General features: G+C 51.1%; 14 protein-coding genes and 1 tRNA gene. 6 read left to right on the top strand and 9 right to left on the bottom strand.

Annotated features, from left to right (window positions below):
- Window positions 1–161: 161 nt before the first annotated feature.
- Window positions 162–1,352 carry a glutamate 5-kinase gene (gene proB / locus ACEW81_RS02135; protein WP_373531316.1) on the top strand — a complete coding sequence of 397 codons (1,191 nt, stop codon included), beginning with the start codon at window positions 162–164 and terminating at the stop codon, window positions 1,350–1,352.
- Window positions 1,353–1,364: 12 nt separating this feature from the next.
- The gene (locus tag ACEW81_RS02130; protein WP_373531315.1) at window positions 1,365–2,672 is read left to right on the top strand and encodes a glutamate-5-semialdehyde dehydrogenase; all 1,308 of its coding nucleotides are present in this window, start codon (window positions 1,365–1,367) and stop codon (window positions 2,670–2,672) included.
- A gap of 122 nt (window positions 2,673–2,794) precedes the next feature.
- Here ACEW81_RS02130 and ACEW81_RS02125 read toward each other — a convergent pair whose 3' ends face one another.
- The 6 genes from ACEW81_RS02125 to folE2 all read right to left on the bottom strand — a co-directional run bounded on the left by ACEW81_RS02125 (window position 2,795) and on the right by folE2 (window position 13,717).
- Window positions 2,795–4,099 (bottom strand): GntR family transcriptional regulator, encoded by a 1,305-nt coding sequence (locus ACEW81_RS02125; protein ID WP_373531314.1) that lies wholly within the window; start codon window positions 4,097–4,099, stop codon window positions 2,795–2,797.
- A 569-nt stretch (window positions 4,100–4,668) separates the two neighbouring features.
- Window positions 4,669–9,855, bottom strand: coding sequence for a beta strand repeat-containing protein (locus tag ACEW81_RS02120; protein ID WP_373531313.1), 5,187 nt, complete (start codon window positions 9,853–9,855; stop codon window positions 4,669–4,671).
- A gap of 122 nt (window positions 9,856–9,977) precedes the next feature.
- Window positions 9,978–11,717: a ShlB/FhaC/HecB family hemolysin secretion/activation protein gene (locus ACEW81_RS02115; protein ID WP_373531312.1), complete on the bottom strand. Its 1,740-nt coding sequence runs from the start codon at window positions 11,715–11,717 to the stop codon at window positions 9,978–9,980.
- Window positions 11,718–11,929: 212 nt separating this feature from the next.
- Window positions 11,930–12,358 carry a 6-pyruvoyl trahydropterin synthase family protein gene (locus tag ACEW81_RS02110; RefSeq protein ID WP_373531311.1) on the bottom strand — a complete coding sequence of 143 codons (429 nt, stop codon included), beginning with the start codon at window positions 12,356–12,358 and terminating at the stop codon, window positions 11,930–11,932.
- The gene (locus ACEW81_RS02105) at window positions 12,355–12,801 is read right to left on the bottom strand and encodes a 6-pyruvoyl trahydropterin synthase family protein (protein WP_373531310.1); all 447 of its coding nucleotides are present in this window, start codon (window positions 12,799–12,801) and stop codon (window positions 12,355–12,357) included. The genes ACEW81_RS02110 and ACEW81_RS02105 overlap by 4 nt, the downstream gene beginning before the upstream one ends.
- A gap of 64 nt (window positions 12,802–12,865) precedes the next feature.
- The gene (gene folE2 / locus ACEW81_RS02100; protein WP_373531309.1) at window positions 12,866–13,717 is read right to left on the bottom strand and encodes a GTP cyclohydrolase FolE2; all 852 of its coding nucleotides are present in this window, start codon (window positions 13,715–13,717) and stop codon (window positions 12,866–12,868) included.
- Window positions 13,718–14,004: 287 nt separating this feature from the next.
- On the opposite strand from folE2, the gene ACEW81_RS02095 reads away from it, so the two are divergent.
- On the top strand, window positions 14,005–14,376 hold the full coding sequence (locus ACEW81_RS02095) for a hypothetical protein (RefSeq protein WP_373531308.1): 372 nt from the start codon (window positions 14,005–14,007) through the stop codon (window positions 14,374–14,376).
- Between the two features lie 348 nt (window positions 14,377–14,724).
- On the top strand, window positions 14,725–15,576 hold the full coding sequence (locus ACEW81_RS02090) for a PHP domain-containing protein (protein WP_373531307.1): 852 nt from the start codon (window positions 14,725–14,727) through the stop codon (window positions 15,574–15,576).
- Between the two features lie 71 nt (window positions 15,577–15,647).
- On the opposite strand, the gene ACEW81_RS02085 is transcribed toward ACEW81_RS02090, so the two are convergent.
- From ACEW81_RS02085 to ACEW81_RS02075, 3 genes are all read right to left on the bottom strand, one after another.
- Window positions 15,648–17,441 (bottom strand): hypothetical protein, encoded by a 1,794-nt coding sequence (locus ACEW81_RS02085; RefSeq protein ID WP_373531306.1) that lies wholly within the window; start codon window positions 17,439–17,441, stop codon window positions 15,648–15,650.
- A gap of 93 nt (window positions 17,442–17,534) precedes the next feature.
- Entirely contained in the window at window positions 17,535–17,720 is a 186-nt protein-coding gene (locus ACEW81_RS02080) for a hypothetical protein (RefSeq protein WP_373531305.1), read from the bottom strand.
- 50 nt (window positions 17,721–17,770) lie between these two features.
- Window positions 17,771–17,850 (bottom strand) — tRNA-Ser (locus ACEW81_RS02075).
- 281 nt (window positions 17,851–18,131) lie between these two features.
- On the opposite strand from ACEW81_RS02075, the gene ACEW81_RS02070 reads away from it, so the two are divergent.
- On the top strand, window positions 18,132–19,460 hold the full coding sequence (locus tag ACEW81_RS02070) for a nucleotide sugar dehydrogenase (RefSeq protein WP_373531304.1): 1,329 nt from the start codon (window positions 18,132–18,134) through the stop codon (window positions 19,458–19,460).
- Window positions 19,461–19,898: 438 nt separating this feature from the next.
- Window positions 19,899–21,158 carry a polysaccharide biosynthesis/export family protein gene (locus ACEW81_RS02065; RefSeq protein ID WP_373531303.1) on the top strand — a complete coding sequence of 420 codons (1,260 nt, stop codon included), beginning with the start codon at window positions 19,899–19,901 and terminating at the stop codon, window positions 21,156–21,158.
- Window positions 21,159–21,196: the final 38 nt, after the last annotated feature.

Raw genomic sequence — 21,196 nt, 5'->3', positions numbered from 1 at the left:
CGTCAGAAAAACCTTTTATCAATGGTCGGCTTGCTTTACGATGCGGGGAAGCGTGGCATACAATGAGAATCAGGAACCCCCATCCCTTTTCACGCTTCAGGCAAAAACCGGGCGGGTTTTCTTTTTTATAAGCACACACTTGTTTTTATGATGGACCGGCCATGACCCTCAATCAGCCACTACTCAGCGCCCAAAGAATTGTCATTAAACTGGGAACCCAGGTGGTGATTGATTTGGCCGGGGATTCCGGGGGACGTTTTGCCACCGAGCGATTGGCCGAGTTAACCCGTCAGTGCGCCCAACTGGTTGCCCAGGGCAAGGAAATTATTCTGGTTTCTTCCGGTGCGGTTGGTTTGGGGCGTCAAGCCTTGCATTTAACGGGAACGCTTAGCCTGAACGATAAGCAGGCTTGTGCGGCGGTGGGTCAAAACTTATTGATGGAAGCTTACCGGAATTTGTTTCAGCAATCCGGCCTGATTACAGCGCAGGTGCTGTTAACCGCCACCGACTTTGCCGATCGCAAGCATTATTTGAACTTGCGGCAAACCCTGGAAGCCCTGCTCAAGTTTAAAGCCATTCCCATTATCAACGAGAATGACACCACTTCCACCATGGAGTTGCAGGAAGAGAGCTATACCAAAGGCTTTGGGGACAACGATATGTTGTCTGCCCTGGTGGCCAGTAAGCTGGACGCTGATTTGCTGGTAATTTTAACCAACGTGGACGGCATTTATACCGACAACCCCTTTACCAACCCCAACGCTCAGCGCATTTCACGCATTGAGAATTTTCAGGACTTCCAGAAAATCGAAGCCTCCGGCCAATCCTTGCTGGGACGAGGCGGCATGTCCTCTAAGTTGGAAGCGGCCCGCATGGCGGCCCTGAGTGGGGTGCATACCCTCATCACCTCTGGGGTTTCTCCCCAACCTTTGGAAGCTTTGTTGGCCCCGCAACCGGAGCCTGTCGGTACACTGGTGCTCCCTCAGGCGTCCTTCTTGAGCGGCAAAAAACGCTGGATTGGCATGGCTTCCGGGTATCACGGGGCGATTGTGGTGAACGCTGGCGCCCGAAAAGCGCTGGTGGAAAAACAGGCCAGCTTGCTCGCCATTGGGGTGGTTGGGGCGCAAGGTGATTTCTTTGCCCAGCAGGTGGTGCGTATTCTGGATGAAACGGGCGTCGAAATTGGGCGGGGACTGACGCATTTTTCATCGCATGAAATTGAGCGCATTAAAGGGCTGCAAAGTGAAAAAATTGCCGATCGACTGGGTTTTGACGCGGATGGCAAGGTGCTGGAGCGACAAGAAATCGTCCATCGGGACAATCTGGTGATTTTTGAGGAATATGGCGTTTAAGGAGCAATGGTTATGGTCACCCAATCGGTCAATCCACTGGAAATAACGCTACAGGGCAGCAAAAATGCCTTTTTGGCCATGGCGACGCTTTCTACCGCCCAAAAAAATGAGGCCTTGAGTCAATTTGCGGTCATTATTGAGCGGAACACCGCATTGTTGCTGGCTGAAAACCAGAAAGATATTGCCCAGGCTGAAAAAGACGGGTTAACCACCAGCCTTTACCAGCGCTTGAAGCTGGATGAGGGCAAAATCAGGCAGTTGGCCCAAGGCATTCGGGATTTGATCAAACTCCCCGATCCGGCAGGACAGGTACTCTCTCGCACCCAGCTGGATGAGCGCCTGATACTGGAAAAGCAGACCGTGCCGCTGGGCGTGATTGGCATTATTTTTGAATCTCGCCCGGATGTCATTCCTCAAATTCTTTCTTTAATTTTAAAAAGTGGTAACGCCGTGGTGTTGAAAGGCGGTCGAGAGGCCGTGTATTCCAATCAGGCCTTTATGGGGCTGGTTGCCGAGCTAAATCGGGCTTGCCCGTTTTTGCCTGCTGGCTGGGCCACCTTGCTGGATAGCCGTGAAGCGGTGCAGGAAATGTTGAACTATCCGCAATATGTGGATTTGATCATTCCACGAGGTTCTAATCAGTTGGTGCAATCCATTATGGCGGCCACTAAAATTCCGGTGCTGGGCCATGCGGATGGGGTTTGTCATTTCTACATTCACCCCAGTGCGGACTTGGCCCAAGCCATTTCGTTGGCCATCGACGCCAAAATTCAATACCCCGCCGCCTGCAACGCGCTGGAAACCCTGCTGGTGGATCAGGCCGTGGCGCTTCAGTATTTGCCTCGCTTTGCTGAAGCGGCCCATCAGGCTGGGATTGCCTTAAAAGGCTGTGAGCAAACCCGAGCCATATTGCCACAGATTGAACCGGCCAGCGATGCGGATTGGCGCGCCGAGTATGGTGATTTAACCCTGGCCATTAAAGTGGTGGCCGATTTGGAGTCCGCCATTGGGCATATTAACCAGTATGGCTCTCATCATACCGATGCCATTGCCGCCAAAGACCCTGAAGCGCTGGAGCGGTTTATGAACGCCGTGGATTCGGCCTGTGTGTTCGCCAACGCCTCCACCCGTTTTGCGGATGGGTTTCGCTTTGGCCTGGGTGCGGAAATTGGCATTAGTACCGCTAAAACTCATGCCCGTGGGCCAGTGGGTTTGGAAGGACTGGTGATTTACAAGTACAAACTGCGAGGCGAAGGCCAAATTGTGGCCGATTACGTGGGCGTAAACGCCAAGCCGTTCCTGCATCAGCCCTTGCCGTAATCTCATCGTACTTGCTTGAGGCGTTGTCCCTGCTTTGTGGAGGCGCCTATAAAATCCAAAAAAATAAAACCTAAAAAAACGGACTCCGTTGAGAGTCCGTTTTTTTGAAGTTTTCCGCTGATTTAGCTATGAACGGGCGTTTTGCCGGTGCGGTAGGTCTTAACCGTATCCGGGTTAATGGATACCCAGGTAAAGGATTTTTCGCTGCCCGATTCCTCTTCCCGTCCTTCGGGAATGCGGGTGACGTAGGTGCCACCGTAACGCCCCCGGGAGAAGCTGACCATTTTTTCCTTGGCTAAATTTTGCAGCGCCTTGCGGATGGTGTTGCTGCTGACATCCAGATCCTTGGACAGGATACCCATGGCCGGTAACTTATCGCCCACTTTATAACTTTGGCGGATGAGCGTTTTGAGATGCTGCTCCACTTTTTCGTAGTTGTAGAAGCTGACTTCCTCGGCAGGGACAAAGATGCTGGTATCCATGGGGGCCAGCTTGGTGGCATCCGGTTTACGAACCACATAGGTGCCGTAGCGTCCCCGTTTGGAGCGCAGAATGCCTTGCTCGGCCAGGCGGCGCATGGCGTCATGCACGGTTTTAATACTCACCTTGAACAGATCCGACAACTCCAGATGCGAGGGGAGTTTGTCGTTGGTTTCAAAGTTTTCGGCCACCAGTTTTTTCAAATCCCGTTCCAGTTGGTCAATCAATGTTTCCGATTCAATGGCGCACAGGCTTTCGGACTCAATATCGGGAATGACCCGCAATGCCCAGTTGGCTTTGTTGCCCCGGTTGCCCAGACTTTTTAAAATCCCGGTTCCCGATAAGAATTCCAGAGCCAGCCGGGTGGTGTTTGGAGCCGATAGAATGGTTTTGGCGATTTCTCGGGCCGAAGGCAAGGTTTGCCCCGGCTGAAAGCCCTGTTCCACAATAAAGTGCTTGATGGCTACCACGGCCTGATCCCGCTTGGATGTTTGCTTGCGCATGCGCTGACCAGAGCTGTCCACACTGCGAACCAGAGTGCCAATGCGTTGCTTGGACTCCACGTGGCCTTCATCTTCAATATAACGAATGGCGTTTTGCACCGTGCCGACGCTAACCCCCAGATAGGCGGCAATTTCCGCTTTTTTGGGCAGCAGGTGGTTTTCGGTGACGGTGTGGTTTTGCAGGGAGGCCACAATCCAGTTTTTGAGCCATTCGGCGATTAACGTGTCTTTGGTCGCGCCGGGGGCTTGAAAATCGGGGATTTCCCGAGGTAGTTGATTGACTTCCACACGCACCAGCGCCGCTTTGCTAACGTTTTCCAGTTCGGAGTAGCCCATCGCCTCATCCATATCCATGCCCAGATCGGTTGGAATGCTGTCGTTTTGCGTTTGAAGGGCGACGTTGTTGTGAGCGGCAGGGTGAATGCCGGTATTTGATACGACCATAAGTACCTGAGTCCTCCCCGTAAGGTGTCAAATTGATATATTTAATAAAGCCTATTGTCCCGTTAAATGTCCACCTGGTGCGTTTTGCCTTGTCCCGGTTGGATTCTTGTTTATATTAAAACAGTGGGTTTTCATTTGTTGCTAGAGAACCCTTATTTTTGTAAATGGCCTTCGATGACTGTTTGGCAGGAATGAAACCGCTTGTAATTTGGTTAATAAGCCGCCAGTGGCCAAGCGTTTTTGAGTCATTTGAAATATCCAAAGAAACGTGATCCGGGATGTGAAGGTGGAACTCTTAAACGGTTAAAAACAAAACGTAAGTGTAATTAAAACGCTTTCTAGTTGCAAGCACTTTAAACGAAAAAAACAAAGCCTTACCATTCCGTTGCTGCAAGCTTCTTTTGAACCATAAAAACAAACTAAAAACATCCCACGATGGGGTGCGGTTTAAAGCTTGAAATTCACCATTTTTTCAGCGTTTTTTAAACCCTGTTGTGGACGGGGTTTAAGCAAAAGCGCTGGCAAATGGATGCCCAATTCAATGATTGGTTAAAGTTAAATTTGGCTCTTTATTTTTTGGCAGGCTTGGATGGGTTTCCTTTGAACATCATCTCAAACACATTACCCCACCAGTTCTGATTAAGATTTTCGGTGGGTTGATAGGCGGGGTTTTCCGCATCGGCATTTAAGCTGGAAAGATCCTGCGGGGCGATAGTTTGGGTGAGCATCCTGTTGATGGTAGGCTGGGAATCCTGAGATTGGGCATAGGGCATACTGGTTGTATTCATCAGCCCCTGAGAACCTTCGCCACCCAGGCTGAAGTTGGCGGCTGAAAATTGACTGGGACTAAACAGGTAGGGAACAGCGCTTTGCACCAAAGTGCCATTACTGGTAGTGGTGACTGTGGGTGATGAGGGGGGGGCCGGTGGCGGTGCTGGGGTTGCTGGCAGAATGGTAAAATCGCCAGCAACGTTGGAAATTGCGTAGTTGGTGCTGCTCAGTCCAAACGGGGTAAGGCTATAAACGCCTGCTGCCGTGGTGTTGGTTACTGGCGTTGAAAAGCCCAGACTGCCGCCTAGCACGCTGCTGTCTTGCCCCAGTACAAAGCCCGAGTAACTGGCGTTGAAACTGGGGTTGCTGGCCCCATACAGTCGGCTGGCGTTATCGGCGGTGACGGTTAAGGCCGCCGGGTTCACGCCGAGGGTGCCGTTGGCGTAGCTAATGTCGTAGTTACTGCTAGAAAAACCGGAGGGGGTGATATCGTAGTCGCCCACATTGCTGGCGCTGTTGGCGGGGGTAGAAAATCCCAGACTGCCGCCTAGCACGCTGCTGTCTTGTCCCAGTACAAAGCCGGAGTAACTGGCGTTGAAGCTGGGGTTGCTGGCCCCGTACAGTCGGCTGGCGTTATCGGCGGTTATGGTTAAGGCCGCCGGGTTCACGCCGAGGGTGCCATTGGCGTAGCTAATGTCGTAGTTGCTGCTAGAAAAACCGGATGGGGTGATATCGTAGTTGCCCACGTTGCTGGCGCTGGTGGCTGGGGTGGAAAAGCCCAGACTGCCGCCTAGCACGCTGCTGTCTTGCCCCAGTACAAAGCCCGAGTAACTGGCGTTGAAGCTGGGGTTGCTGGCTCCATACAGTCGGCTGGCGTTATCGGCGGTGACGGTTAAGGCGGCGGGGTTCACGCCGAGGGTGCCGTTGGCGTAGCTAATATCGTAGTTACTGCTAGAAAACCCGGATGGGGTGATATCGTAGTTGCCCACGTTGCTGGCGCTGGTGGCCGGGGTGGAGAATCCCAGACTGCCGCCCAGCACGCTGCTGTTTTGGCCAAGTACAAAGCCCGAGTAACTGGCGCTGAAGCTGGGGTCGCTGGCCCCGTACGCTCTGCTGGCGTTATCGGCGGTTACGGTTAACGCCGCCGGGTTCACGGTGAGAGTGCCGGGGGACATATTGAATTGATAGCCCAGCTCGGAGGTTAGCGTGCCTAAGTTGGCTGAAATGGCATAGTCACCGGCATCGCTGGCGCTGGTTGCCAGGGTGCTAAAGGTACCACTGCCGCTGACAGCGCTGCCCAGCGTGTCTCCATCCACCAACAGGCCAGATAAGCCCCCTGTAAAGGTTGGGTTGGCAGCGCCATACAGCCTGTTATTGTTATCGGCGCTAAGGGTTAAGGTGGGAGCCAGACTGTACATCATGACATTCCCGTTTTCGGCGATGGTGCCGGGGGCATTGCCGCCAAAAGTACGGTTATAGCGCTTGGTAAAGCCGGTTAAGCCCCCCAGTGTGTTGTTGGCCGGATTGCTGGAATACACCAGCCAGCGCCCATTGGCAGCGCTTAAAGCGGAAGCCCCGGCGCTGTTAATGAGATTATTACCGGCGGCCAGTACAATGGCGTTGCCCGTAGCGGTGCTGGTTAGGGTGGTACCACCGTTTAGCGTTAAATCCCCCGATAAAGCCCGTAGCAAAATACTTTTGCTACCGTTATTAATACTGCCCGTTGTAATGCTGCCGCCATACACTTCCAGCGGCATGTTGTAGGCAGAGGTGTCCCAGGGGCCTGTAATAGTAACCGCCCCGCTGCCAGCGCTGGAATCGCCAAAAATAACTTTGCTGGGAGTAACGGTGGCCCGATCAATATAGTTTAAAAACGTATTTCCCAAAGCCAAACTGCCAGCGCCGCCGTTTAAACCAATGCTGGTAGAAGAGGTGTAAGGCTTAAACGTGATCTGGCCAGATGTTCTTAAGGCTAGAAAGGTCGGGGTAAAACTGTAGTCATTGGCAGCCAGGGTTATGTTTCCGGTCATTGTATTGCTGCCAATGGCATTGGTGCCTGAGTTATTTGTGAATAAGCCGTAAGACAAGGCTCCAATTCCTTTAAGTCCGCTTAAGGAAATGTTAGCACTACCTGTACTTAAAACTCGACCCCCACCGGCAATGGAAATACCTTGATTGGAGCCGGCCGCTCCGCCTCCACCGATGCCCGTTAGTTGAACGTTGCCATTAAGTGAAGTAATTACACTGTTTCCGCCAAATAGAGAAATGCCATGGTTAAGGTTTCCAAAAGGGTTGCCGCCCCCGGTGCCATGGAGGGTAATGGTTGCATTGCCTGTACTTCTAACTGTGCCTCCTGAATTAAAATCAATGCCTATGCTGGTATTACCGGCGGCCGATAATCCACCCTGGCCGGTGATGGAGATGTTGCCATTGACACTATTAATACCAGTAGTGTTTCCGCCTGCGAAACGAACCCCAGATAAAGCGTTGGTGCCCGTCCCCCCTGTACCATGGAGGGTAATGGTTCCATCGCCTGTATTGTTGACTTGGCTTCCAGTGTCCATGTATATGCCCATACTGGATGGAGCAGAGACGGTGCTAAGACTGCCTTGACCCGTTAAAAATACATTGCCCGAAACCGTATTAATTCTTCCGGCACTCCCCAGCAAAGTAATACCGGTTGCTGCGGTGCTACTGATTCCCATGCCTGTTCCGTTGAGCGTAATGGCACCGGCGGCGCTGGTACCGCTGCTGGTAATTTGCCCCGCATTGATGAAAATGCCACTGCCGCCAACCCCACTTTCCCCGGTTAGGGATATCAGGCCGGTTTGAGTGGTTAGTTTGGCGCTGGACCCATTGAGGAATATTCCATGATTTGTAGTTGTGCCGCCGCTACTTTTGCCGAATGCCGTTAAGTTGCCAGTGGTGGTAATAGCCTGAGATGTATTGACTAACTCAATACCGTGACGACTGGTGGTTGAACTGGCGGAGCCTTCTCCACGAAGTGAAATATTACCAGCAGCTGCGGTCAGGTTGGTATTGTCTAGTTTGATGCCCACCAAATGGGTAGTGGTTCCTATGGCATTGGTGGTTAAGGGGTTGGTGCCCCCACCCATGGTAATGCTGCCATCATTGGTGGTTATATTGGTATGGGTTAGCGCAATGGCCCCCGAGTCAACCGCATCGCTATTGCTGTTGAGTACAAGGTTTAGCTTGTTATTGGTGCTGCTAATGGTCACTTTACTAAGCGACGTTCCGCTGGCAATAATGGAGTTATGGGCTTTTAGGGTCAAGGTGGCATCGCCGCCGGTGGTTTTAGCAATGGTGGTGCCTTCGGCAATGGTAATATCACCGTCTTGGCTGTTGGTGCCGCCGGTAGAGGTTTGAATGGTGACATCGGTGCCATTGTTCAGCGCCGCTTGTATGGTACCAGACGTTACAATGGCGGTATTGTTGCTGGTGTTATAGGTAATGGGGTTGGTTCCCGATGAGGTGACGTTGGTTTCGACCCCCGCATTTTGAATGGTAATGTTATTGGGATCTAGTAACCATTGTCCGCTTTTGCCCTTGGCCGCGCTGGCATCCACCGACCCGGTGGCCTGTAGCAGGTTATATCCAGAGGTTTCTACCAAGCCGCCGTTTCCGCTTTCTGCTCCGCCTTTGGCTTCAATGTTGCCTTGAAACAGGGTGTTTTTATCGGCCCATAAAATCACCTTGCCCCCGTTGCCCTGCTTTAAGGCATTGGCCGTAATGAGAGTGTCCGCATCGCTGTAATTAAACAGGGCATTTCGAATCAAGGCGTTTGTACCCTGATAATCCCCACCGATTAAAACCGTACCGCCCCCTTGAGGGCCTGATACGCTGATATCACTCCCGGAGAGGGTCTGAACCGCATCTCCCAGCATGTGAACCGTGCCACCCTGGCCGCCCTCAATACCGATGGCCTGAATTTGCCCCCGGTTCACGGTGGTGTCCCCTTCCAGTAAAATATGGCCCCCATTGGGGTTCAAGTCCGAGCCATTGGCCAGCAATTGTCCAGCGTTTTGAACCACGGCGGTATGGTCATCGGTTTGGCCAATGGCCACAATCTGCCCGCTGGCATCCTGAGCAAATCCGGTGGCCTTGATAATGCCGGTATTGTTCACGGTGGTTTCATAAAAAGATTGCGCCAGTTTGGCTTGCAGGTGGATATTTTGCCCGGTAATACTGCCCTGGTTCAGAATGGCGTTTTGATAGCCCTGCACTTTTTGTTTCAGGCTTTGATCCACCGTAATATCAATGCCAATATTCTCGTTGACGTGATAAGTCAGTTGGTCGCCAACGGCTATTTTCACTTGGGGTGCTTGTATCGATCCCTGGTTTTCCACCGCCCCGGCTAACATGGCAATGGATTCGCTGGCTTGAATATGACCATGATTGACAATAGCGCCCGCTGGCAAGTCACTGTCGTTTTGAAAGGTGTAATTCCCGGCCAGAAAATCATCGTTTCTAATGTTCAAGGTGCTGGCCACCAGCCCTTGTACGTTCACCTGCGAGCCCGCCCCAAAAAAGATGCCGCTGGGATTGATAAGAAACACTTTGCCAGTGGCGTTCAGGGCGCCTAAAATCTGGCTGGGGCTGCCCCCGGTAATGCGGTGCAAGCTGAGCGGGGAAATAATATTAACCGTATTGCCCGCCCCGATATTAAAGGTGTTGTAGTTAATAATGGCCCGGTTGCTGGCGTTGATGGTCAGGCTGTTGCCATTGTTCTGAAAGGAGGCCGAACCAGAGACGGTTTGGTATCCGGTGGGCAGTTCCGCCCCGGCGTTTGCTGTGGTTAGTATCATACCGGCCAGCAAGGCACTTACCGCCAGTGGCAGGGCATTTTTTAAGCCCAGGCCCGAAATCCATCCGGGTTGATCTTTTTCCTCGGTTTGAAAGCACACAATGCGGTTATTGGAAAACTGGATGTAGCGATGCTGGTTGCGTCCGCTGCGAATAATCATCCGGCAGGTACCTTTCAATTGCAGTCTCGCTGAGAAGGAAAATAGGGGAAGAATTCGAGGGTCGGTAATCTTGTACTAGCTGTATCGGTCAGCTGTCCAAAAACTTGAGGGCTGCATTTCCCTTAGAATAAATTGCTTTGCAATCCAAAATGCAGGCGAGCCCTGTTTTCATCATTCCCTTGGCGAATCAGGGGAAAACCAACATCTACCCGCCCGACCAGAAAGCGGGTTAACTGAATCCGCAGCCCAACGCCCACCCCCAACATGGTGGCCTTGGGTATTTCCCCAACCACGGGCCGGTTTACAACCAGTTGGCCAAAGTCACCAAAGCCCACTACTTGAATCATCTTTCCCAGCGGGCGCTTCATAAACGGCAGTTTTACTTTTTCGGGCAATAGAAAAGCCGGTACATATAACTCGGCACTCAGCCCATAGCCCCTGTCCCCAATTTGTCTGCCTTCGGAATAGCCACGAACGCTGTAGGCTCCACCCAATTGGAACTGTTCTGCCGAAACCAGTCGGCTGGGGCTATATTGATAATTGCCTCTTAAAACCCCGGTGGTATTCCAGGGCAGTTTTTGCACGCGGGTCAGCCCGCCAGTCATGGAAAAAAATCGGGTGCCAGAGCCTGTTTTACTGGCCAAGGTGGTATTCCCTTCGGAGCCTCCCAGCACGTTCAATCCGATGCCAAATTCCTGGTTCAGGTAGGTACGGCCTGAGCGATCATTGAAAAATCCATTGAATCCGGGCCGCAATACCCGCAGCCGATCCCGGTGAAAGGGCTGATCCGCTAGATCTGTATTCAGGTTTTTAAAATCAAAGGCAATTTCAGCGGCTAGTTTGCCTCGGGCAGAATGCCACAGGGTTTGCCGCAGCAACGGGCTAAAAATATGGGCAGAAGAGCGGATATCCAGTGGTTTTAAAGCGCCGCCCAGTTTCACTTTGCTATAGGCATAGTTTAGCCCCACGGAGGTGCCATGAGCACCTACCGGCAAGGCATACTGGTTTACCAGTCCAAAAGAGCTGCTGCCCAGACTGACGGAGGTGGTATTGGTATCGCCCAGCCCCAGCATATTGTTATGAGTGGCGGTCAGTCCATACCTGAAAATTCCGATATTTTTCCGGCCCAAATTATCCCAAAACGGTGTAAGGTGCAGCGGGAACTGCTCTTTCAGGCTCAGAACCACATCGGTGCTTCCGCTGGATTTCCCTTTTTCCAGACGGGCCTGAACTTTGAGATCCGGGTTTTCATTAATCCACCGGATTCCGGCGATTAAAGGATCCAGATTAAGCGGGTCCCCCGGTTTTAAACTAAGGCGGGGCAAGATGGCTTTTGACTTGAACCAGGTACCCTCTTCCAGATGGATTTCTCCTACTTTGACTTCCAGCGCTTTTAACCGCAGGGTATGGCCTTGCAGCGTTTGGGGTGGAATATAAACCTGACTGTTGACAAAGCCAGCCTGAACGTACAGCTGGGTCAGCGTTTCGGCCAGTGTTTGAATGTCATTAAAAGCAAGTTCACGGTTACGATAAGGCTTGATGGTCTTTTCTACGGCCTCATTCGAAAGCAGAGTCACTCCCTCAACCTGAATGTCCCGAACTTCAATCAATAATTCGCTGGAAATGGGTTTTTCGGAACCGGGTTGTTCCAGTTCAACCGGGCTTAAATCGTCGGGTTGATCCCGTTGTGGGGCACGGTTGGTGGGCGTTCCCGATTCCGGGGGCGCGTTTTGAGGAATGGCCCAAGGCTGTGTGTTGGATTGAATAATAGCCCCGGGGGTTAAGTTTGAAGGCTGAGTTTGAGCATAAGCAACAGAAAGTAGTCCCAAAAAAAGCAGGAGACATTTAAAGAGGATCGTCATCAAGCAACTCTATTTATCTTGGGGATATATCAAGCATAGCAGTCGTTGCGCAAATGCGACCAAATCCCGCAAAAATCTACCCTGAATGCATTGCTCAATCATCATTCAGAGCAACCGCAAGAAGCGCTCTTTCTCAATCATGCGAGCGCCCGCCGTAAAGCCCTCTCTGCCTGACCTCTCTTCTTGATCTTTCTGTTTGATCTCGGGAGAAGTTATTCCCCCCGGTATTCGGCAAAGTTGTTACGGGTTTCCACCAGTCGCAACCGAGCCAGTTGGGCTGGTGCGGGTATGTGGGGGGCCAGCTCATGCCAGATGGCCCAAACGATATTTTCAGCGGTGGGAATCAAGCCCTGCATAAAATCCACGTCCACGTTCAGGTTTTTATGATCCACCCGATCCAGAATGACCCGTTTTACAATCTGATCCAGTGCATAAATATCCACCACCATCCCCAATCGGGGGTCGGGTTGGCCTTTGACCGTTACTTCCAGATCGTAGTTGTGTCCGTGTCCGTTGGGGTTGTTGCATTGACGAAACACCCGTGCGTTTTCATCATCGCTCCAGTCCGGGTTAAAAAGCCGGTGACTGGCCGGAAATTCGTATTTACGGGTTAAAAACATCCAGTTGGGTTGAGCGTTCATGGTAATTGGTCCGTTCCGCCATAATATTCCACAAATAAATCATCGCTTTCTTGCAGCCTTAAGCCCACCAGCGCTAAATTCATACTGTCCAGCCTTGGTTTCAGCCGACTCCAAAGCAGTTGAGAGAGATTTTCCAGCGTGGTGAGGCGATCTTTGAAAAAATCCACCTGCAGGTTCAGGTTTTTGAAGTCCAAAGGGGTTACCACCTCTTCATTCAGGATGACTTTCAAATCCTTCAGGTTCACCACCATGCCGGTTTCTGGCTGCACCAGACCGGACACGCTGACTTCAATTTCATAGTTATGGCCATGTCCCAGCGCATTGCTACTGGGGCCAAACCGCTGAAAATTCTCGGCATCGCTTAACTCGGGCAGCCGTAAAAAGTGCGCTGAAGAAAAGCGGGCTCTGCGAATAACCGTTACACGTTGCGGTGTCGATTTCATGGTACTGAACTTTCTGTAGCCTGAAGTGAGGAGCTTCCGGTTTGGCGTCCGCACTGTTTAACGATTAGGCGTGGGTGATTTCTGGGAAGTAGTTTTCAGCGTGGGTGGCCCAGGCGTTGTGAGCATGAATGCTTTCCAGTGCGTCGACCGACAAATTGAAACCGCTCACCCCTTTCAAGTCTCTCAAAAACAGGGTGGACTCCCGAATGACATCTTCCACAAACTTGGGATTATCATACGCTTTTTCTGTAATGAATTTTTCATCAATGCGCTTGATCAGGGGGTAAACCGGGCAGGAGGACGCGTCTTCAAACCCTGCGATCACATCTTCAATCCACACCATGGGATGCTCAGTCTGGCTGTCCAGCAGGATATCGGCCCGGATTTCGGCCCGTTGGTTGTGGGCGCCGTAATCGGAAATGGCTTTACTGCAAGGGCACAAGGTGGCGCAAGGCACCATCAGGGACAAAATAAAGCGGTATTGATCCTGTTCGTTCAGGGTGCCTTTAAAGGTGCACTCATAAGCCATTGGGGCGCTCAGGCCGCTGACCGGGGCGGCCTTATCCATAAAATAGCGAAATTTAAGCTCAATAAAGGCCGATGGGGCTTCCAAACGCTGCTTGGCCTCAATTAAAAACTCTTTTAAATCCAACCCAAAGGTTTTGTTTTCGCTCCATTCGCTCAGCTGAATGACAAACCGGGACATGTGGGTTCCCTTGAGTTCGGCGGGCAGGCCCACACTCATGGTGGCTACCGCTTGAACGGTTTGCGTTTTTCCATCTTTTTGCAGCACCTGCATCGGAATTTCAACGTTTTTCACCCCAACCTGGTTCAGGGTGACGCCACGCTGGTCTGCCAAGCCTTGAACATCCAGCAGGGTGGATGATTGGTTCACGTTCGTATTCGGTTGGGTCATCTCAACAGTTTCCATTCATTGGGGTTGGGGAAATTAATTGAAAGCGTTTGGTGCGACGGGCATCAATAGTCAATAAGTCTGAAGGGGACATGAATTTGACTTCAAAAGTGAGCTTTGGCTGACATCATATCTGAAATCCTGACAGGCGTCCAAACAAAAGTTACCGATCGGTATATTGGGCGGTGTGGGCTGGCGGCTGAAAGCACCCAGTCATTGTTTCTTTTGATGTGGCCCATCATTTTGCAACCCTCCTTGAGTAAATTCTGAACTTGGGTAAGATAAAGGTCATGAACACCCTTTCCTCATTACCCCCCGATTCAGAACTGGCTTATCAGGCCATGAAAGCCTGTCTGGAGAGTTCCGCCGATGTTTACGTTCAGCTCAATGCCCTTCGGGAGTGGGTGAATGTCCACTATCCGGATTTTGAGCTTTATCTGGAGGATGTCTGGAACGAACGAACCGAGGGGGAGACCCACTTTGAGTACATCCTGCGCTCTCGCCGCACCCTGAACGAAACGGAAGTGCTGGGTTACGATGTTTATAAAAACCATCAGGACCAGAAGGGGGTTTGGCATTTGGATGAGTATGTGTCGAGTCTGCGGATTTTGCAGGATCCACGCTGCTTACTGGATTTTATTCGGGACAATACACCTTGCTAGCGGGATAGTGGATTAGGGTGGTTAAGGGGTGAGCCAATGCGTGGCCCGCTAAGTGGGAAGGGATGGCAGGGTTTAAACCGTCTAGGTCTACTCTTGGAACGATTTAGAGGCTACCCTCTGGAAACGGGGCCGGGAATGGGTTATGCTATCAATAAGGAAGTAATAGAGTGATTTAGACATGACTTTTTTTCAAAGTTTAGTAGTTCGTTCCTGATTGCGTTCAGAACGTATCGGTACGGGTAAGCGCCTTAACCGGGCTTACTGATGGGAACATTCCCTTTGGTACCGCTGGCGCTGCGTTGCTTCCGACAAAACAGATTTTTTAGCAATGACTAAGGATGACTTGTCATGATTGACCTGCATATGCATACCATCTTTTCGGATGGTTCCGTTCGCCCTGAGGATCTGGTGCAACTGGCCGTGGATAATAACCTGGAAGCCATTGCCATTACCGATCACGATACCACTGAGTCTCTGGCGCATGCTCAAAAGGCCGCCGAAGGCCTGGATCTGGAAATTATTCCGGGCATTGAGGTGAATACGGTGTGGAAGGAAAAAGAAATCCACATTCTGGGCTATTACATCGATCCCGAAGATTCCACCCTGCAGGCGGTGATTGAAAATCACCGCAATTCTCGGGTGGTGCAGATTCAGGAGATGGCCCAAAAGCTGAAAGCCAAGGCCCGTTTGAATATTTGCTACGAGGACATCATTAAAGAGGCCAGTGATATTGGCACCATCGGGCGTCCGCATGTGGCCAGGGCCATTATCGCCAAAGGTGGAGCCACCACCATTTCTCAGGCTTTCAACAAGTTTTTGAACCCCCGTTGTGAAACCTACGTTCGTCGTAAAACAGTGCCTCCCCACGAGGCAGTGGAAGCCATTCATGAAAGCGGTGGTATCGCCGTGATTGCCCATCCGGGGGACTTGGAAATTATTGAGGAACTGGCTCAGGATTTAATGAATTATGGCCTGCGTGGGCTGGAAGCCTACCACCGCAGCCATTCTCCGGCCCTTATTGAGTTTCATTGCTCGCTGGCCGAGAAATTGGGCCTGATTGTAACCGGCGGCACCGATTTTCACGGCACGGTGGATCTCTACAAAAAATCGCTGGATCGTTTGCATATGCCGCCCGCCGTTTACCGGGAGCTGCATGCCGAGCGCAAACGCCGCCAGCTTTCAGCGTTCAAGGCTTCTTAAAATTCAAGCTTAAAAGCCCAAAAAGGTGGCCTTGTCAGGTTAATCTTTTTTGGGCTTTTTTGTTGCTCTGCTTATGGTTGGGCCGGGGTGGCTGGCGGCAAAATTTTGTAAATGTTAATGCTGGTTCTGGGGGATTTATACACGTGCTGAAACCGCTTGGGATATAAATCCATCAGCTGCTTGGCCACTAGATTTACCGGAAAGCGGATGCTGCGGAACTGCATATGGGGTTCCGCCACCAGATAGTTGACCCCATAATGATCCAGACTTTGCATTAGCAGTGGAATGGAATCCGGGGTGAATTTGCCGTTTTTACGCCGCAGGCTGGCATAAAAGGTATAAAAAGTGGGGCGATCGGTGTAAAGGTAAAACACCACGTCGGAGGCCACCGACAATTTGGCGTCCTTGGGCAGGTGGGTGTTGATCCATTCAAAAGTGGTCTTGTACTCTCCCCACATCCAGGGGTATTTTCCCGATTCCACCCAGTGCTTGGTGCGGGATACCCAGATGGTGCGGTAAGATCCCTCAATATGCCAAAGGGCCACTGTAGTGACCAGCAGGGCGCACAGGGTTGCCACAGCCACTTTCCAGCGGGGGGTAGCAAGCTTTTGACCCAGTTCTGGCAAGTAGCGGGCAAAGGGCTTGAAAAAATAAAGCCATAGCAAAGGCAGAACCGGGGTCAGGAACCGGGACATCTGATCTTCGTAATTCCACAAGGTAATGATTAACACATAGAAAAACAGGTAAAGCCCCGGCACCGAAAATGCTTGAGGTTGAAATTGACCCTTTTTCCAGCTTTTTCGCAGCGCGCTAACCCCCTGAAGTAAATAATAGCCAAATAGCAGGTAGGCCAGGGTTAAGGCCCCCAGCGTGGCCAATCTGGCCACGCTGGTATCTGGCTTAAGTTGGGGATAGATTTTGAGCAGGTTGGGTATAACCGGAACCATCACCTCCTGCATTTTGTTAATCAGGCTGAACAGGGCCACTCCTAACCCATAAAAGTAGTTGGAAGTGGTCAGGTTGTGAAAAAATTCGAGTCCGTAGTTGCTATAGGCGTTGACCAGCGGGTAATTAAACGGGTTGATGGCGGGGGTGTTCAGTTTTATCCAAAGCACCCACGGTAAAATGCCGGTGAAAAAGCATCCGGCGGCATAAGTGGCGGCATTTTTCCATTGCCGGTTCAGAAGCAGCCACACCCCCACAGCCCCCATCAGGGCTACGCCCAGCACACGGGTTAAAAAACTTAAGGAGGAAAGCACAATCAGGTTCAGCATGGTTGTGCCGGAAAGGGGTGTTTCTTTAAGGGAGGCCTGATGCATCAGGCACAGAATCCACATGGTGAAAAACAGGTAGGGCGCTTCGGACATAATGGCCCCGAAAAAATAGATGAAAAAAAAGTTGGCGGGAATAATGGCGGTAATGGCCAGTGCTAGCCAGCCGGGAAGTTTTTGACACTGTTTAAGCCATGCGAAAATCAACCCGCACCCGGCCAGCGTAAAGGCAATGGTAATGGCATACAGGGCTGGCAGGTTTTGCGGAAATTGCGGCTGGAAGAACCAGACCAGCGCCAGAATAAAAGGATAGCCAAAGGGATACTTGATTTGGGCGGGCTCTCCAACCACGTGCAATAGTTTAAAGCCTTTGCCCAACGCCAAGGATTTTCCAGCCACGGCGTAAACGCCATCATCATGGGTAAAGCCCAGGCATTCGCGATCGATAGCCCCCCAGTAATAGGCCCCGATTACCGCGATTAGCACCAAAGCCATTATCCAATAGGCTTTACCGGAAACGCTTTGAATCAATGACGGTTGGGTGTTGCTGGGGACTTCGGTGGGGGTGGATTGAGATGAGGGCTGTGTGGACATGCTTGGCTACCTGCTTTACATCAGAAAACACCGGTTTTCCCCGGCGTTTTCAAAGAGTATGTATGATGAAAAATAACGAGAAATAACCGGGTTTTAACCCAGACCAACCCGCCGTTTTTCAGGGTCAGGAAGGGTTTCATCAATGGTGTTGAATACCTGACTGAAAATTTGCCCAATCTGCTCAGGAGAGACGTTTTTTCCGCCTTCACCTTTCAGGTAGCTGGCAACAATATCTTTGGCCGCGAACAGTTTTTGTTCTTTTGACACACGATCTTCCATGAAAATCTCTCTCTCAAAATGACAATGACCAGCTGGGCCAGAGCCGGAAACGGAAGGGACAGGATTCGAACCTGCAACCCTTGCGGGCAACCGCTTTCAAGGCGGCGTCCTCACCACCCGGACCCCTTCCTTAAACCGGCGTCTAGCTGCTGTTTATTGTTATACAGTTTTGGTGTTGGGTCAATTGTGGATTCGCTTATGAAATAACCTTCCTAAATCAGAAGTATCAGATTAGGTAATACCCCGCTTACCCGATTGGCGGGTTTACAGCGCTTTTTGCAGCATTGCATAATGACCTCACCTGCAATCTGTGGTGTTTAATCAATAGCGAATACGGACAGGGCACTGATGATTAAGCCCGCCTGATGCAGCGGCAAGTTTTAGCAGTTATTTTGGTTGAGGTTGCTCCCAATGAAAGAGATTTCAGTTTTAGGGCTGGGCTATATTGGCTTACCGACCGCTAGTATTTTGGCCACCAACGGGTTTGTGGTGCATGGCGTCGATGTATCGCAGCCGGTGGTGGATATTATTAATAAAGGTGGCATTCATATTGAAGAACCCGGCTTGAAGACACTGGTTCAGGCTGCGGTGAACTCCGGCAATCTCAAGGCTTACTCACAGCCACAAATGGCGGATGTTTACATTCTGGCTGTGCCCACTCCTATTACCGAGGACAAAAAGGCGGATCTCTCCTATGTGGGGGCGGTGGCCAGAGCCATTGTGCCTTTACTGAAAAAGGGAGATCTGGTCATTCTGGAATCTACTTCTCCTCCGGGAACCACTCAGGATTTCCTGTGCCCTATTTTGGCGGAATCCGGCTTGACGCTTGGGGTGGATTTGTTGGTGGCGCATTGCCCTGAACGGGTATTACCGGGAAAAATCATTAAAGAATTGATACAGAACATTCGGATTATCGGCGGTTTAACGCCACAATCGGCTGAACAGGCCCGTGAGATTTACGCCACTTTTGTGGAAGGGGATATTCATTTAACCGATGTGACGACCGCCGAAATGGTGAAAATCATGGAAAATACCTTTCGGGATGTCAATATTGCGTTGGCCAACGAGCTGGCACAGATTGCCCCTCAGCTGAGCATCAATGCCTGGGAGGTCATTCGTTTCGCCAATTTGCACCCTCGGGTCAATATTCATACCCCCGGCCCCGGTGTGGGTGGGCACTGTATATCGGTGGATCCCTGGTTTGTGGTGGAAAAATTCCCGGAAACGGCTCAACTCATCGCTCAGGCGCGCCATATTAACGATGCCATGCCGGAATACACCTACCAGCTTTTGCTGGATACCATCAAAGATATCCCCAACCCCAAGGTGACCTTGCTGGGCGTAACTTACAAGCCGGATGTGGATGATGTGCGGGAAGCGCCGTCCCTGAAAATTCTGGAGTTGTTACAGCGAAACCCTTCGATTGAAGTTGCCATTTATGATCCGCATGTGAAGCACTTTGAATACGAGTTGTCTGGATTAGAGGCGGCCTTTAAAAATTCAGACTGTGTGCTGTTGGCCGTGGATCATGCGGAATTCAGGTTTATCAACCCTAGGCAGGTGGCCTCCGTGGTTCGACACCCTAATGTCATCGATACCCGAAACGCCCTGAGCCGAAAAGACTGGCAAGAGGCAGGCTTTAACTATCGTTTGCTGGGTGAGGACGCCACAAGTCAGGTGCGGATGGCTCAACCGGAATCGGTTACCTTCTTTGAGGATCGTTTGTTTTCTACTGTTTAAGCTTTAATTCTGATCGTGGTTGTTATTTTTCTTTATTTTGTAAATTTCTTTTGGAGTAACATCTATAGGGCCTATGCATTAGGCTAAGGGTGAAACCGCAGGTTAAGCCTATTAGACTTGGGTATTGGCTTTGGAAAGCACTTTTATAATGAATCTCGCCTTGGGAAAGCCCACTTTACATGCTTTCTTTTTGGGTGTTTTCGTTTTACAAAACTAGCAGTTACCATTTATCTGTTGTTGCCCTAAATGTTGCTTACGATCACGCTTCCTTTTCAACCCAGCCAGTTGTTGCGAAATAATCTAGATAGTTGACCATTGCTAACTAGCCGATTGGGCATGTGGGAAGTACCTCCTTGTGTAATTGAGGAAGGGATATGTTAGGCGGTTAATGTTGGGGTTCACAGCTGCTCAGAAAATAGGATGAGGATTTGATCTTTAATGTCAAATTACACCGTATATCTATCTAAAATCATCCAGGGATCACTTCTGGCTGCCATCACCATTTTTTCGAATGGGACCAGCCTTGGCTATGCTGAGGAGGCCTTAAAGCCTGTTGATCTTCCCGTTGGGGTTGGCAGCTATGAATCTCCGCTGGACAAACCGGCTGACAGCCCGCTGTTGCCCGCAGGGGAGCCTTCGGCGGAAAGTGCGGCCAGTAAGCAGTTGAGCGCCCAGATTGTGGCCAACTTTACCGGTCGTAAATACAGACTGGGACCCAATGATATTTTGACCATTTCGGTGTACGACGCCCCGGAATTCTCTCAGGAAAATCTGTTGGTTCAGCCGGATGGAAATATTACCCTGGCGCCGTTTGGAGCCATTGATGTGGCGGGTACCACCATTGACGATTTACAAAAAGATGTATCTCAGCGCTTAAAGTATTACCTCAACGATCCTAAAGTGACCGTAAAACTGGAGCGCACCAAACCTTTTCAGGTGTATGTAACCGGCGGCGTTTTACGACCTGGCGCTTATGAGATGGTCACCGATATTTCCCGCGTGCAGATGGTCAGCAGTTCCGGTTCTCCCGGTGTGTTGATGGAACGCAAGTTGCCTTTGCTCTCCAACGTGTTGGTGGCTGCGGGCGGCTTGAAGTATGACGCGGATCTAGAGCATGTCAGAGTGCGTAACCGCTTTGATGGCTCCTCATTCGAGATTAACGTGCTGGATTTGATCCAGAACGGCAATACCGAGCAGGACTTATTCCTGATTGCCGGAGATTCTGTGGAAGTACCCAGTTTACCTACGCCCTATGCGCTGGATGATCAGAAGTACAAGGCGATGCTGGGTTCTTCTGTATTTCAAAAAGATATACCAGTGAAGGTGTATGGCTACGTCAACAAGCCGGGCTTGTACTTGCTGGATGGCGCCCAGTCGGCCAATTTGAACTCGGCCATTGGTCAGGCAGGCGGCTATTTGGCCACAGAGGCTTCTTACTCGCCCACCAAAGTTTATGTTAGCCGGGTGGACGGGGATGGGCATTTGACCACCACCACCGTGGACCCTCGTCATGATGATTTGGCGCTGCGGCCCAATGACATTGTTTATGTACCCAATAAAGTGGTGCCTCGCGTAGGCAAGGCGTTTGATTATATGACCCGCGTGGTGATGCCTTTCGCCTCACTAGCGGCGGGCATGAACAACTGGGCGCTGTTGTTTGATCCCACCCGGTTCAACGTAAATTTAAACACCCGCTAACTTTTGGGCAATCCAGACCCTATTACAAGGCATTCAAT

The sequence above is a fragment of the Vampirovibrio sp. genome (assembly GCF_041737375.1).
Taxonomy (GTDB): Bacteria; Cyanobacteriota; Vampirovibrionia; order Vampirovibrionales; family Vampirovibrionaceae; genus Vampirovibrio.
Note: the sequence above shows the minus strand (reverse complement) of the source record. Positions and strands in the feature narration are given on the sequence as shown.

Coding starts and splice junctions, on each gene's coding strand:
- ACEW81_RS02090 (WP_373531307.1), top strand. CDS start 14,725: ATGATTGACCTGCATATGCATACCATCTTTTCGGATGGTTCCGTTCGC.
- ACEW81_RS02070 (WP_373531304.1), top strand. CDS start 18,132: ATGAAAGAGATTTCAGTTTTAGGGCTGGGCTATATTGGCTTACCGACC.
- ACEW81_RS02125 (WP_373531314.1), bottom strand. CDS start 4,099: ATGGTCGTATCAAATACCGGCATTCACCCTGCCGCTCACAACAACGTC.
- ACEW81_RS02110 (WP_373531311.1), bottom strand. CDS start 12,358: ATGAACGCTCAACCCAACTGGATGTTTTTAACCCGTAAATACGAATTT.
- folE2 (WP_373531309.1), bottom strand. CDS start 13,717: ATGACCCAACCGAATACGAACGTGAACCAATCATCCACCCTGCTGGAT.
- ACEW81_RS02095 (WP_373531308.1), top strand. CDS start 14,005: ATGAACACCCTTTCCTCATTACCCCCCGATTCAGAACTGGCTTATCAG.
- ACEW81_RS02065 (WP_373531303.1), top strand. CDS start 19,899: ATGTCAAATTACACCGTATATCTATCTAAAATCATCCAGGGATCACTT.
- proB (WP_373531316.1), top strand. CDS start 162: ATGACCCTCAATCAGCCACTACTCAGCGCCCAAAGAATTGTCATTAAA.
- ACEW81_RS02120 (WP_373531313.1), bottom strand. CDS start 9,855: ATGATTATTCGCAGCGGACGCAACCAGCATCGCTACATCCAGTTTTCC.
- ACEW81_RS02105 (WP_373531310.1), bottom strand. CDS start 12,801: ATGAAATCGACACCGCAACGTGTAACGGTTATTCGCAGAGCCCGCTTT.
- ACEW81_RS02130 (WP_373531315.1), top strand. CDS start 1,365: ATGGTCACCCAATCGGTCAATCCACTGGAAATAACGCTACAGGGCAGC.
- ACEW81_RS02080 (WP_373531305.1), bottom strand. CDS start 17,720: ATGGAAGATCGTGTGTCAAAAGAACAAAAACTGTTCGCGGCCAAAGAT.
- ACEW81_RS02115 (WP_373531312.1), bottom strand. CDS start 11,717: ATGACGATCCTCTTTAAATGTCTCCTGCTTTTTTTGGGACTACTTTCT.
- ACEW81_RS02085 (WP_373531306.1), bottom strand. CDS start 17,441: ATGTCCACACAGCCCTCATCTCAATCCACCCCCACCGAAGTCCCCAGC.